The organism is Pseudomonas sp. A125 (genome assembly GCF_055409485.1).
Window position 1 is genome coordinate 208,416 of record NZ_JBUZVP010000009.1, and the last position, 12,615, is coordinate 221,030.

Genomic DNA, 12,615 nt, shown 5'->3' on the forward strand with positions numbered 1-12,615 from the left:
TCAGTTCAAGGCCGAGCGGGCAATCATGTCGAACATCAGGTTGATCAGTTGGATCAACTCCACGCCGATCCAGCGGCCCGTCAGAATCAGCGTGATCCCCACCGCAACCAGCTTGATGCCAAAGGGCAGCGTCTGGTCCTGTATCTGCATCAGGGCCTGCACCAGCGACGTCAACACGCCGACGACCACCGCCACGATCAGCGGCGGTGCCGACAGCACAACCACCAGCAACATGCCCTGTTTGAACAGCACAATCGGTTCCATAGGTCACTCAGAGGTAGGAAAGAAACAGGCTGTCGAGCAACCGCGACCACCCGGAGACCATGACGAACAACAACAATTTGAGGGGCAGCGAAATGGTCATGGGCGAGACCATCTGCATGCCAAGGGCGAGTAGCAGGTTGGAAACAATCAGGTCGATGACAATGAACGGGATGTAAATCAGGAAGCCAATCTCGAACCCCGCCTGCAGTTGCGACAGGACAAAGGCCGGCACTAACAGGATCCAGTCGTCGCGCTGAGTGCTCTGGGCCATTTCCGGCGGCCACATGCGCGCACTGTTTTCCAGCAGGTGGGTCAAGACGTCCGCATCCGTATTGCGCAGCATGAACGCACGCAACGGCTGTATGGCCTCCTGCCCGGATTCCAGGAGCCTCTGCACGCTGCTCGTGTCTACGGGCGAGGCCTGGACGTTGTGGGCGATCTCGTAGCCTACCGGGGCCATGATGAAGAGCGTCGCAGCCAGCGCTATTCCATTGATGGCCATGCTCGGTGGCACCTGCTGCACGCCGATGGCATTGCGGGTAATCATCAACACGATGACGATCTTGAGAAACGCCGTGCAGATGATCAACAACATCGGCATCAGCGACAGGGCGCCGAGAAACAGGGCCAGGACAAGGGGGTCAATCCCCTGGAACGTCATCTGGCGAAAATCACACGGGACAACTGCAGCCCCAGGCGCCCGTCGACTTCCACCAACTGCCCCTGGCCGATGGGCCGGTCGCCGTAATACAGCCCTGCCATGCCGGGGGCGTAGCCGCCAATCCCCAGCACCGCACCGGGGGCGAGGTTACGCAGTTCGCCGAGCGTCAGGTTCAGCGTGCCGCAGCGCACATTCAGGGCCATGCTCAACTCATCAAAGGGTTCATGGCCGAAGACATCCGCCACGGGTTGATCATCCTCATGCCCTGGGTATTGTTGTGTTGCAAAATCCTCGTCCACGGGCGTTTCCTCAATCGAAATTAGCGTCAGGCACAACGGCCCGGTTTCATCATCAATGCGCCCTTGCAGCCGGTGCCTGCCGATGTGCAGGTGGCCGATGCCCTGTGCATCGAACAAGGGTTGCTCGAGCATCACCACATCACCGGCACGCAGGTGGCGTACCTGAATATTGGGTAACCGCAGGCGCCCCAGCTTCACTGCCAGCGCCAGTTGGAACGACGCCGGCAGCGGCCCGGCTGTCGGCTGCCAGGGCCCGGCGTCGCACAGCGCCAGCCAGGTCTGGGGAGTTGCCCACAAAAAACCCACGACTCTGGATGCGCCCAGCGTCACCGTAAACTGGCAGCCAAACGGCAATTCCCCGCTGGAAGGCAGCAACCGAAAGTAACCGAACAGTGCCCGCACCTCGGGGCTCAGGTGCTGCTGGAACAAGTCCCAGAACCAGGAATCCGGATCGTTGCCTGCCTCTGCCAGTGTTACCGGGCATTCACCCAACAGGCTGAACAGCGGCCCGGGTTCAGCGAACGCCAGCACCCCACATGCACTCTCGAAATACATAGGTGTAACGCCCACCGGTGCACGGCCTGGCGCCATCAACAATTCACCGTGCAACCCCGAAACCTGAAACGCCAGGCGCGCGCCGCGACCCAGCCGGCGCCGCGCTGCCGCCAGCGTTGAGTTGACCTTCGGCAAAGTTAACGCCGGCATGATCATGCCCGGTCCACATCGACCAGGTGCACATGGACCGGCGTTGCCAGTGCCTCGGCCAAGCCCCCCTCAAGGCGTTGCCGTACACCGGGCAACCACCGCGCCGTGTGCACCTCCTGCGCCTCCAGTTCAACGTTCCAGGCCCCCTGTTCCCGGCGCACGCTCGCGGTGATGCGCCCCAGGCGCGGCAGGTACAGCATCGCTTGCAGCGGCCATTGCGTGGCCAGCTGTATACGAGGCGCCAGTTGCTCGGCCATGGCCTCGATCATCTGGGTTTCGGTCACCGCAGCCATTGCCGTGCGCGAGGAACCGTAGCCGCCTCCTTCGCGGTCGCGGCTGAACAGTTGGGTAAACAACAGCGCCTGCTCCAAGGGCACGAACGTCCCCGTGCCAGGTTCGCGCTCGTCCCGGGGCTCGCGCAGGCGCGGGCGCTCAGGCGTATTCGCTGGAACTTGCGTCATGGTTTTCTTCCTGCAGTAAAAGGGACAATTCCTGGAGTTTTTCAACCTCGCGCAGCGCTTGGGTCACCCGTCTCTGTGCGCTGTCGATGTGGGTCAACTGCTCATCACGCTGGCCGTGCAGTGACTTCAACTGCCCTTCTTCACGGCGGGTGTCAGCAGACAACGTGCGCTCCTCGGTATTCCAGGACGTGAGGTCCCGAAACGAGATCACCTGCCCCTGGTGCTTGCCCAACAGCTCGGCGATTTTGCGCGCCTCGTCCTGCCGGGTTTGTTCAAGGGCATCCCCGGCCTGCTGGATTTGCACGAGCAGCGCCTGCTGCTGCCGCCTGGCCGCATGCAACGCGCGCTCGGCCCGGTCGGCACGGTGCTTGCGCAAGCGTCGCAACGTATCGATTTCAGAAAGGGACATCGGTGGTCAACTCCATCAGTTGGTCCAGGGTCATCGCCATCGACGCCGGCTCACGCAGGTCCTGGCGCAGGAAACCATCGACCGCCTGGCGCGTGCCCACCGCCAGGTCGGTCAGTGCATCGCTGCCGGGTTGGTATTCACCCAGCTTGAGCATCAATTCGATCTGCTGGTACGCCGACAACAGCCGCCGCAAGGCTGTGCCGGCCTTGATATGTTCGGGGGACGCAACGTTGCTCAAGATCCGCGAAAGGCTGCCCAGCACATCCACCGCCGGGTAGTGGCCGCGCTCCGCCAGCTTGCGTGACAACACAATGTGGCCGTCGAGCAGGGAGCGCACTTCGTCCGCCACCGGATCGTTCATCGAATCCTGCTCGATCAGCACGGTGTAGATGGCAGTGATCACCCCGTCACGGGTCAACCCCGCCCGCTCCACCAGGCGCGGCATCAGGCTGTACACCGAGGGAGGCAAGCCGCCGCGGCCCAGTGGCTCGCCAGCGGCCAGGCCGATTTCACGCTGGGCACGGGCGAACCGGGTCAAGGAGTCGATCAGCAGCAACACCCGCTTGCCCTTGCGACGGAACCCTTCGGCCAACGCCGTTGCGGTAAAGGCAGCCCGGGCGCGCTCCATGCTTGAGCGATCGGACGTTGCACACACCAACACTGCCTTGGCGCGCAATTGATCATCCAGTTCGTGATCCAGAAACTCCCGCAGCTCACGGCCACGCTCACCAATCAGCCCGAACACGATCACATCACACTCAACGTTGCGGGCGATCTCGGCCAACAGGGTGGTCTTGCCACAGCCGGCACCGGCGAACAGGCCTACGCGCTGCCCCTCTCCCAGCGTGATCAACCCATCGATGGAGCGCACGCCGGTAGACAACGCCCGACTGATCCTGGGACGTTCGGTGGGCAGCGGCGCCTCGCACAACACCGTACTCGCCTGCGGTGTGTCGGCCTCCACGAAAGCGCTGGGCCCTTCGCCCGCAATCGGCCGGCCAAAACCATCGAGCACCTGGCCGAGCAAGTCATCGCCGACCCGCACCCGGTGCGGCACCCCCAGGCGTTGCACACTGGCGCCCACGCACACGCCTTCAAGGTTACCCAGGGCACTGAGCACCGCATCCTGCTGATCAAAACCGATGATCTCGGCCAGCATATATTCGCCGGCAGACTTTTCGACCTGGCACAAATCGCCGATGCGCGCCTGTGGTAGACGGCACTGCAACAGCATGCCGTTCACCCGCTGGATACGGCCGCGTACGGCCACCGGCGCAAAACTTTCGAGTGTGCTTGACTGGCGCTGCTGCCAGGCCTCCAGCCGCGCGTGCAGATCCGGGGTCACCAGCGCACCTCATAGCGCTGCTGCCCGTCGAATACCACCTTGCTGTTATCAATCAGCACCAGCCGCAAGCCGTCTACTTCATCCCCCACAAACAGCCGGTTGCCCTGCTCCAGCACCACGTGACCGTTAGGCCCGCCGACGATCTGCAGAATCTTGAAAGGGAACGTTGCATCGCGAGTTCTGACGCGGCTCATCACCGGCACCGCCGTATCAAACTGCTCGCCAAACCGGCGGAGCATGCGCGACACCAATTCCAGGTCATCCTGGGGCACATCGCCGTCGAGCAGCACCTGGTCGTTGACCAACTGGATGCTGATGCGGTTGATCAACTCGCGCTCGTTGAGCATCTTCAACAACTGCTGGCGCACCTCGAACGGTGAGCCGAGTGGGTGTTTCGGTGTGGCCGCAGGCATCAGCGATGCCTGGGCCTCGCGTTCACCTGTAGAGGCCATGCCCAAGGCCATGATGATGACCGCGACCACGGCCACCAGGCTTATCAAGCGCTTTTGTTGTACGCCGGAAATTGAAGACAACTTCAGCGAAGCGCTTGCCTCCTCGGGCGGCATGGGCGCCTGATGCACAGGCGCCTGCGGCCAGGGTTGGTCGGCGCGGGTGACGCAGAGCCGGACGTTGCCAATTGAAAATATTGCGTTCAGTTCCAGGTCGGCAATCTGTGCCAGGATCAGGCCGTCGGCATCCTGCATCACGCCTTCCTCGGCCTGCACCGACCAGCGCTGCTCGACACACTGCAAGCGCACATGGCGCTCGGCAATGCCCGGGTCGTAAAGCGCGAGGTCAGCATCAGGGTGTGCACCAATGCTCCACTGCTCGCCGAACAATGGCAGCGCCGCCCCCCGGTGCAAGCCATCGAGCACGCGTAGCTCAAACATCGTCAGGCCCTCATTGCCGTGCGAAGTAACCGGCCAGTGCTCATGCCGCGGCCCCGCGCAGCAGATCGTCCTGGCTCAGGTCAAACCGCCCCAGCACCTTGACCTTGGACGAACTGCCCAATTCGGCAAACGACAGCACCGGTACGTGGTTGAACTCTTCCAGCAACAAGGTGCGCAAAGGGCTACGCAGGTCTTGCGCCACCAGCAGCACGCTTTTGCTTTTGGCGCGCACGGCAAAGGCCTGCTTGAGCAAGCTCACCAGCGCCGCGCTGTTGTCATTGTCGAGGGAAAAGAACACCCCGGTCTGGGTTTGGCGCAGCGCCTCACGCAGGATATTTTCGGTAGACGGTGACAACAGCCAGGCATGCAAGCCATCGGCTTCGCTGTACTGGTGCAGGATCTGCGATTTGAGGGCGATGCGCGCATAGTCGGCCAGCGCGTCCGGCTCGCGCTCATGTTGGCCATACTCGATCAGCGACTCGACAATCAACCGCACAGCCCGAAGCGGCACCCCCTCACTGGCCAGGCGCTGCAACACCGCCGAAAAGCGCGAAAGCGGCATGATGCGCTGCAGTTCCTGAACCAGTTCCGGTTGGTTGAACTCCAGCCAACTGAGAATCGACTTGCTCTCCTGGATGCCGAGAAACTGCGGCCCGCTGAGCATCATCGCCCGCGTCATGCGCTCGATGATCAAGTCATGGGCGGTATAGCGTTCAAGCTGCGCATCGTCGAGCAACGGGTCGTCGGCTGCCAACCATACCCAGTCCTGCTCGTCTCGCTCGGCCAGCCCCTGGCTTCCCTCTTGAGGTTCGACGCGCAGCGCCGCCAACTCAACCGCCATGCGGTCACCCAGGGTGGCCTTGATCATCGGCACTTCGTGTACGCAAAAGCGCAACTCATCGTCAGCCAGGACGGGGGTGAACTCCACCTCGAACGGCGGCAACGTCAGGCCAATCTGCGTCACCAGGCCATTTCGGGCCTGGCGAATCCCATGCACCAACGCCCCCAACTGCTCGGTGTTTCGCAGGTGCGGCGGGAACTGCAACAGGTACGGTCGGGACGGATCAAACCCGCGCAGGTCCACCTCACCGTTTTCTTCCGGCGCAACGGTATCAGCCCCTGCCTCGGCCGGCGCTTCCAGCTTTTGACGCTGACGCATCAGGTAATAACCCAGGGAACCCGTCATCAGCGATATGAGGATAAAGACCACTGTCGGCATTCCCGGAAGCGCCGCGAAAGCGAGCATGCCGATGGAGGCGATCACCCAGCTCTTGGGTTCACTGGTCATTTGCCGGGCGATTTCAGCGCCCATGTTATTGGCCCCTTTGTTCCGCCCGGACGGCGCGACACGGGTAATGATCATGCCGGCCGTCAGGGAGATCAGCAGCGCAGGAATTTGCGCAATCAGGCCATCGCCAATCGTCAGTACCGAATACAACGCCATGGAGTCGCTGGCGCTCATGCCATGCTGGAACATGCCGGTGCTGAACCCGCCCAACAAGTTGATCACCACGATAATCAACCCGGCCACGGCGTCGCCCTTGACGAACTTCATGGCCCCGTCCATCGCCCCAAACAGCTGGCTCTCGCGGGACAACTGCTCGCGTTTGTCGCGTGCTTGCTCGCCATCGATCAGGCCGGCACGCAAGTCACTGTCGATCGACATTTGCTTGCCGGGCATCGCATCCAGGCTGAAGCGCGCCGCCACTTCGGCGACACGCTCCGAGCCCTTGGTAATCACCAGGAAGTTGACGATGGTCAGGATCATGAAGATCACCAGGCCCACCGCCAGGTTGCCCCCCACCACAAAATTGCCGAAGGCCTCGACGATGTCGCCGGCGTCTTGCTCCAGCAGGATCAGGCGCGTGGTCGCAATCGACAACGCCAGGCGAAACATGGTGGTCAACAGCAGGATCGACGGAAACGAGGAAAACGCCAGCGGCCCTGGCAGGTACAGCGCCAGCACGATCAACAGGCACGAAATGCAAATGTTGACGGCAATCAGGATATCCACCAGCCAGGTCGGCAACGGCACGATAAAGATAAACACGATGCCCAGGATCACGACCGCGCCCAGCACCTCGGCACGTTGCGCAACCTTGAGCAGCAGCGTATTGATTGCCCGTAACGCACTCATGCGCGGTTTCTCGGCCACGCCTCGACATGCAGGGTGCCCCGCTCAACGACCGCGTAGTCGTCCATCACCAGCACAAAATTGTGCAACGCTTCATGACGCCCCTTGCTGTCGCGCCACAAAACCAGGGGCAAACTCTGGAGCACGGGATACAGGGCATTGAGCGAAACCAACTGGGCGGTTGAAGCCACGCCACCCAGTTCGCCGGCCAGGCGCAGAACCTCGTCACACCCGATGCCTGTGCTCGCGTACCCAAGAACGCGTTGCAGCAACGCCACGGCGTCCCGATCAATGCAGGGGTGCACGGCGGCCAGCCGATCGATCACCCCATGGCAACCGGACAACACGCTGCCCAGGTGGCCGCAACTGCGCAATCCCAGCAGCAAGGTGCGCAATTGGGCAGTGGGCAGCGAAGGGCTATAGGCGGCAATGTCATCGGCCAAGGCCCGGCGCATCAGCATCAACCCGTGGCCAAATTCCTCGCCACCGAATAACCCCAACAGCGCCTGCATCATGCTGGCCAGCGATTGCCGGGAGACCACACTGGCGTAATACACATTGCGTACCGCCTGCCGCAAGTTGGGGTCATCACTGCTCGCCTGCAAGGCCAGCGCAATGTTCAAGCCCGCCTGGATTTGCGGCTTGAAGCGAATCTCCAACCGCGCCAGGGCATCGCGGGCCAGGGCCGCCTCATGGGTGCGCGCTTCGGTTTGCGCCTGCTCTGCCACCTGCGTGAGCACGACAAATGTGCGGGCCGGGTCGTTTCCTGTCAGGTCCAGCAACTTCTCGACGCTGGGCGTGAGCAACAGTTGAACCCTGACGTTACGCGCGATCGTCGCCAACGTGGCTTGAGCCGGATGGCCCAACTGTTCATAGAGTTGGGTGAGTTGCTCCAACGGCGTCACACGCGTGCCCAGCAGGCGTCGGCCCAAACCCTTGCTGTTTATTTCAACCTCCTGGCTGAACAGCGCGGCAAGGTCATCAACCCCAGCCGAACCCGGTGAATGGCCCACCGAGCGGCTCTCACTACTGGCTGGAGCAGGCTGTTCCAGGCGCTGGTTTTTTTGCACATCAATCTGGGAATCGACTTTCATGGAGAGGCCTGGACAGGAAGTTTCGTTTCCTTGTGTGGCAGGCCAACCCGGTTCAGTTCCATCTCTATCGACAACGCCCGCCACTTTGAAAAGACCGGCACAAGTTTGCAGCCATTAAATGCAGGTTCTTGCAAAAAATACCGCACACCTAAAATATTTATTTATATATATCAACTAGATACGTGATTTTTTCGTTTGGCACAGCCAGTGCTAAGAGGGTTCCCGTCGAAACCATTTCGATCGTGTCTACCCTGAGGAAAAATTCATGGATATCCCTATCGATGTTCAAGTTCACCTTACGCCCGACCCGCACCGCTCCATCCAAGGCCTGTCGGAAGACCACCAAAAAAAACTCCGGCGGTTCATTCATAAACGCGTACTGAACCCGGAAGATGCAGACGATCTTCTGCAACTAACCTACCTGGAGGCCTGGCGCAACAGGGACCGCTTCAATGGCCAAGCGACACTCAGCACCTGGATGTGCGGGATTGCCCAGAACCTGATCCGCAATCACTTCCGGCGGCTGTATGCCAAGCCGGTGCATTGCGAATTCGATGAGGCGCTGTGGCATGGGCAGGAGGAAACCAACAACCTGGACTGGGAGTTCGAGGTCAACCGCAGGCTCGAAAGAACCTTGCTGGCCATCAAGCATTTGCCGGTGGAAATGCGCAAAACGCTGTATGCCTCACTGGAGACTGACGGCAGTTATCAAGACACTGCCGACGTGCTGGCCATTCCCATCGGCACCGTTCGCTCACGCTTATCCCGTGCGCGCGAACAACTCAAGCGGGCTACCTGCAACCCACTACAGCCGTAAATCGGGGCACCGGCGCAACGCCGATACCCTTTGCAGGAGCAACTGATTTACCCGTTTGACGCAAGCGTTGGGCAGCAAGGATATCTGCCCGACTCGATTGACCTGACATCAGGCCTTTTTGTTGCGCGGCAACAGAATCGCCAACACCCCGAACAGCGGCAGGAACGAGCACAGCGTGTACACGTACTCGATGCCGTGGATGTCTGCCAGGTGGCCCAGCAGCGCTGCGCCAATCCCGCCAAACCCGAACATCAAACCGAAGAACACCCCGGCGATCATCCCCACATTGCCCGGCACCAGTTCTTGCGCATACACCACAATCGCCGAGAACGCCGAGGCCAGGATAAAGCCGATCACCACGCTCAGGATGCTGGTCCAGAAGAGGTCCACATGGGGCAGCAGCAAGGTGAACGGCGCCACGCCGAGGATCGAAAACCAGATCACTGCCTTACGGCCGATCTTGTCGCCAATCGGCCCGCCAAAGAACGTACCCGCCGCCACTGCGCCCAGGAACAGGAACAGGTGCAGCTGGGAACTGGCCACCGACAGGTCGAACTTCTCGATCAGGTAGAAGGTGAAGTAACTGGTGAAACTGGCCATGTAGAAGTACTTGGAAAACACCAGCAGCCCCAGCACCACCAGCGCACTCAGCACCCGGCGCCTGGACAGGCCATGAGTGGCCGCCTGGCCCTGCTTGAGCTTGAACAGGTTCAAGTGGTGCGCGTACCAGCGGCTGATCGCGTACAGCACAAACAATGCAAACACCGCGAACAGACCGAACCAGGCCACATTGCCCTGGCCGAACGGAATAATGATGGCCGCCGCCAGCAACGGGCCGAAGGCCGAGCCGGCATTGCCGCCCACCTGGAAGGTCGACTGCGCCAGGCCATACCGCCCGCCCGACGCCAGGCGCGCCACGCGGGACGCTTCCGGGTGGAAGGTTGACGAGCCGACACCAATCAGCCCCGCTGCCAACAGGATCAACGGGAAGCTGCCCACCTGGGACATCATCAAGATGCCCACCAGGGTGCAGACCATTCCGCAGGGCAACAGGTACGGCTTGGGATGGCGGTCGGTGTAATAACCCACCCACGGTTGCAGCAGGGACGCGGTGAGCTGGAACGTGAGGGTGATCAGGCCGACCTGAGTGAACGTGAGGCCGTAATTGGCCTTGAGCATCGGGTAGATCGAGGGCAGAACCGACTGGATCAAGTCATTGATCAAATGCGCCAGCGCCACCGCGCCGATCACACGCATCACCAACGGGCTGGTTTGCCCGGCGGCAGGCGTCGTAGCCACGGAGGGCTGGGAATTGCTCAGAGCCATGGGAGGTTTTCCGTACAGCAGATGGATGCACAGGTGCAGGTGCGACAATGTGCCACTTTTGGGTGCAGGAAGGCTATCCCGTTAGCAGGCTAACGAGTAGATGAATCGATGCAGCGGTCATGGTTTGTAAAGGGCCAGCAAGATGAATCTCTTTAATTTGCGGGACGTTTCCTAGAGAATCTTTCGGCCTTGTGCCTGGGGGAGTCGGTGGCTAGTCTTCGGTCCGTCGCTGGTTTTCAGTGATCGGGTTTAGCAGCCTGAACTCAATAGGCACACGTTTTACGGCTCCGTTTTATGGTGGCTGTGCGTGGGGCACCTTCGGGTGCGCCGGTTTTCCTATTGACTGGTCTGCTAACCCGCGTACAGCCGCCACCCTACGTTTAGCAGCGAAGGTGGCAGCTTCTTCAGATCAATAGGAGCTACACCATGTTCAAGATCGTCCCCGATCCACCCCGTGACCAGGCCAAAGACCGCGCCGCCTTCACCCGAGCGCTCGACCACTACCTGCCGACCGACCCGCCGCAACCGTCGACCAGCTTCTACGCCATCAGCGACGACATCAGCTTCGAAGACTCCCTGCTCTACACCGCCGACCTGCTGCACAGCGCCTCGGCCACCGCGCTTGATTGCGGCGAACACCTGCAAAGCCCCGAGCGTGCGAAAGTCCTCGCCGTGTGGCACCTGCTGGAAATCGCCAAGGCCATGGTGGACCGCTCGATAGAGTGCCTGCACCCGCGCAAAACCTGACGCTTAACCCCGAACAAATGTAGGAGCCGGCTTGGCGGCGATAGCATCACCTCGGTATCAGGGATACACCGCGGTGCCTGTATCGCCGGCAAGCCAGCTCCTACAGAAGATTTTTGTGAGGCCGGGACCTGCGCAAACCCCAACCGCTCGTCACCAAACCCGGTGTTTCCCGTTAAACAGTTGATAGCGTAGATAAATTTTCAAAAAAAGCGCTTGACGCATTCCCGTTCTCCGCGAATAATGCGCGCCACTTGGCTACATAGCTCAGTTGGTTAGAGCATAGCATTCATAATGCTGGGGTCCGGGGTTCAAGTCCCTGTGTAGCCACCAAGTACTAAAAACGGCTTACCGAAAGGTAGGCCGTTTTTTTATGCCTGCAGAAAAGTCCCCGGCCCTGTTGCCCTGGCGAAGTCAGTGTTTATGCCGATGGTGTACATCGGGAAAATGCGCATGACTATGCTGAACCGGTGCGTGCTGATGCACATGACTATGTGGCTCGGTACCATCCCACTCAACGCCATGCACATGTTGATGGTGCTCATCGTGTGTATGGCGATGACCGTGTGTGAGGGGTTCGTGCTGATGCTCGTGAGCATGGTTTTCCATCAAATGAAACCACACCCCGATGGCCATCAAGGCGGCAGCGAGCAAGAACATCAGCGAGACCGATTCACCGAGCAGCAGGATCGAGATGACCGCGCCAAGGAAGGGAGCGGTGGAAAAGTAGGCGCCGGTGCGCGCGCTGCCAAGCCCGCGCAGAGCGAGCACAAACAGCACCAGACTCACGCCATACCCAAGCAACCCAACCACCATGATCGACCCCAGCGTGGCCAAGCCTGGCAGTTGCGAGCCGATGGCCAACGCCAAACAGCAATTGACCACCCCCGCCGCCAAGCCTTTGCTGCCGGCGATAAAAAGCGCATCTGAGGCAGAGACCTTACGGGTCAGGTTATTGTCGATGGCCCAACACAAGCAGGCGAAAGCCACGCCCAGCGGTCCCGTCCAATCATGAGCCGTCGCTGTACCTTGCGGCCATGACAAAACGATCCCGCCCAGAACAATAGCGATCATGCCGATAACAATCCGGCGATCTGCGTTCTCTTTAAACACGACCCACGCCAGCACGGCCGTGAGCACTGATTCCAGATTGAGCATCAGCGATGCGGTGGCGCCCGCTGTGCGGGTGAGCCCGTACATGAGCGCCACAGGCCCAAGCATGCCCCCAAAGACGATGGCGCCGATCAGCCAGGGCCACTCCCCTGCTGCAAGCCCGGGCCGTTTCCAGCCGTGGTCGCGCGCAAACCGAACGATGGCCAGGCCCAGGCCGCTGCCCAGATAGAGCAGCCCTGCCAACAGGATGGGCGGCGTACCCACCCCCAGGAGCTTGGCGAGCGGAGTACTGGCGCCGAACAATGCCGCCGCCGCCAACGCGTAGAGAACGCTCACATTCATAATGGGTCGCC

Annotated in this window: 13 protein-coding genes and 1 tRNA gene; 3 read left to right on the forward strand and 11 right to left on the reverse strand. The window is 60.9% G+C overall.

What is annotated here, in order from left to right:
* From sctS to sctW, 9 genes are read right to left on the reverse strand one after another with little or no spacing between them, the layout of a single operon-like run.
* Positions 1-264 carry a type III secretion system export apparatus subunit SctS gene (gene sctS / locus ACZRN6_RS14935; RefSeq protein ID WP_003208363.1) on the reverse strand — a complete coding sequence of 88 codons (264 nt, stop codon included), beginning with the start codon at positions 262-264 and terminating at the stop codon, positions 1-3.
* Positions 265-271: 7 nt separating this feature from the next.
* Positions 272-925, reverse strand: coding sequence for a type III secretion system export apparatus subunit SctR (sctR, locus tag ACZRN6_RS14940; protein WP_322143230.1), 654 nt, complete (start codon positions 923-925; stop codon positions 272-274).
* Positions 922-1,935, reverse strand: a complete 1,014-nt coding sequence (locus ACZRN6_RS14945; RefSeq protein ID WP_322143229.1) for a FliM/FliN family flagellar motor switch protein — start codon at positions 1,933-1,935, stop codon at positions 922-924. The genes sctR and ACZRN6_RS14945 overlap by 4 nt, the downstream gene beginning before the upstream one ends.
* Positions 1,932-2,390, reverse strand: a complete 459-nt coding sequence (locus tag ACZRN6_RS14950) for a type III secretion system HrpP C-terminal domain-containing protein (RefSeq protein ID WP_322143228.1) — start codon at positions 2,388-2,390, stop codon at positions 1,932-1,934. The genes ACZRN6_RS14945 and ACZRN6_RS14950 overlap by 4 nt, the downstream gene beginning before the upstream one ends.
* Complete coding sequence (sctO, locus tag ACZRN6_RS14955) at positions 2,362-2,799, reverse strand: type III secretion system stalk subunit SctO (protein WP_322143227.1); 438 nt, start codon at positions 2,797-2,799, stop codon at positions 2,362-2,364. The genes ACZRN6_RS14950 and sctO overlap by 29 nt, the downstream gene beginning before the upstream one ends.
* Positions 2,786-4,144 (reverse strand): FliI/YscN family ATPase, encoded by a 1,359-nt coding sequence (locus ACZRN6_RS14960; RefSeq protein ID WP_322143226.1) that lies wholly within the window; start codon positions 4,142-4,144, stop codon positions 2,786-2,788. The genes sctO and ACZRN6_RS14960 overlap by 14 nt, the downstream gene beginning before the upstream one ends.
* Positions 4,141-5,034 (reverse strand): FHA domain-containing protein, encoded by an 894-nt coding sequence (locus ACZRN6_RS14965; RefSeq protein WP_322143225.1) that lies wholly within the window; start codon positions 5,032-5,034, stop codon positions 4,141-4,143. Before ACZRN6_RS14965 ends, ACZRN6_RS14960 begins: the two co-directional genes overlap by 4 nt.
* A gap of 40 nt (positions 5,035-5,074) precedes the next feature.
* Positions 5,075-7,171 (reverse strand): type III secretion system export apparatus subunit SctV, encoded by a 2,097-nt coding sequence (gene sctV / locus ACZRN6_RS14970; RefSeq protein ID WP_464008296.1) that lies wholly within the window; start codon positions 7,169-7,171, stop codon positions 5,075-5,077.
* Positions 7,168-8,262 (reverse strand): type III secretion system gatekeeper subunit SctW, encoded by a 1,095-nt coding sequence (sctW, locus tag ACZRN6_RS14975; RefSeq protein WP_464008297.1) that lies wholly within the window; start codon positions 8,260-8,262, stop codon positions 7,168-7,170. Before sctW ends, sctV begins: the two co-directional genes overlap by 4 nt.
* A 265-nt stretch (positions 8,263-8,527) precedes the next feature.
* Here sctW and ACZRN6_RS14980 point away from each other — a divergent pair, with 265 nt between their 5' ends.
* Positions 8,528-9,079 (forward strand): RNA polymerase sigma factor, encoded by a 552-nt coding sequence (locus ACZRN6_RS14980; protein WP_322143222.1) that lies wholly within the window; start codon positions 8,528-8,530, stop codon positions 9,077-9,079.
* 108 nt (positions 9,080-9,187) lie between these two features.
* Here ACZRN6_RS14980 and ACZRN6_RS14985 read toward each other — a convergent pair whose 3' ends face one another.
* The gene (locus tag ACZRN6_RS14985) at positions 9,188-10,405 is read right to left on the reverse strand and encodes an MFS transporter (protein WP_322143221.1); all 1,218 of its coding nucleotides are present in this window, start codon (positions 10,403-10,405) and stop codon (positions 9,188-9,190) included.
* Positions 10,406-10,831: 426 nt separating this feature from the next.
* Here ACZRN6_RS14985 and ACZRN6_RS14990 point away from each other — a divergent pair, with 426 nt between their 5' ends.
* Both ACZRN6_RS14990 and ACZRN6_RS14995 read left to right on the forward strand, forming a co-directional pair.
* Positions 10,832-11,152 (forward strand): DUF6124 family protein, encoded by a 321-nt coding sequence (locus tag ACZRN6_RS14990; protein ID WP_322143220.1) that lies wholly within the window; start codon positions 10,832-10,834, stop codon positions 11,150-11,152.
* A 253-nt stretch (positions 11,153-11,405) separates the two neighbouring features.
* Positions 11,406-11,482: transfer RNA gene (locus ACZRN6_RS14995), tRNA-Met, on the forward strand.
* Between the two features lie 81 nt (positions 11,483-11,563).
* Here the strand turns inward: ACZRN6_RS14995 and ACZRN6_RS15000 are convergent.
* The gene (locus ACZRN6_RS15000; RefSeq protein ID WP_322143219.1) at positions 11,564-12,604 is read right to left on the reverse strand and encodes an EamA family transporter; all 1,041 of its coding nucleotides are present in this window, start codon (positions 12,602-12,604) and stop codon (positions 11,564-11,566) included.
* Positions 12,605-12,615 lie beyond the last annotated feature (11 nt).

Excerpts from the sequence above, each read along its gene's own strand:
- sctV (WP_464008296.1), bottom strand. The coding sequence starts at position 7,171 with ATGAGTGCGTTACGGGCAATCAATACGCTGCTGCTCAAGGTTGCGCAA.
- ACZRN6_RS14945 (WP_322143229.1), bottom strand. The coding sequence starts at position 1,935 with ATGATCATGCCGGCGTTAACTTTGCCGAAGGTCAACTCAACGCTGGCG.
- ACZRN6_RS14985 (WP_322143221.1), bottom strand. The coding sequence starts at position 10,405 with ATGGCTCTGAGCAATTCCCAGCCCTCCGTGGCTACGACGCCTGCCGCC.
- ACZRN6_RS15000 (WP_322143219.1), bottom strand. The coding sequence starts at position 12,604 with ATGAATGTGAGCGTTCTCTACGCGTTGGCGGCGGCGGCATTGTTCGGC.
- ACZRN6_RS14980 (WP_322143222.1), top strand. The coding sequence starts at position 8,528 with ATGGATATCCCTATCGATGTTCAAGTTCACCTTACGCCCGACCCGCAC.
- sctR (WP_322143230.1), bottom strand. The coding sequence starts at position 925 with ATGACGTTCCAGGGGATTGACCCCCTTGTCCTGGCCCTGTTTCTCGGC.
- sctO (WP_322143227.1), bottom strand. The coding sequence starts at position 2,799 with ATGTCCCTTTCTGAAATCGATACGTTGCGACGCTTGCGCAAGCACCGT.
- ACZRN6_RS14990 (WP_322143220.1), top strand. The coding sequence starts at position 10,832 with ATGTTCAAGATCGTCCCCGATCCACCCCGTGACCAGGCCAAAGACCGC.
- sctS (WP_003208363.1), bottom strand. The coding sequence starts at position 264 with ATGGAACCGATTGTGCTGTTCAAACAGGGCATGTTGCTGGTGGTTGTG.
- ACZRN6_RS14950 (WP_322143228.1), bottom strand. The coding sequence starts at position 2,390 with ATGACGCAAGTTCCAGCGAATACGCCTGAGCGCCCGCGCCTGCGCGAG.
- sctW (WP_464008297.1), bottom strand. The coding sequence starts at position 8,262 with ATGAAAGTCGATTCCCAGATTGATGTGCAAAAAAACCAGCGCCTGGAA.
- ACZRN6_RS14965 (WP_322143225.1), bottom strand. The coding sequence starts at position 5,034 with ATGTTTGAGCTACGCGTGCTCGATGGCTTGCACCGGGGGGCGGCGCTG.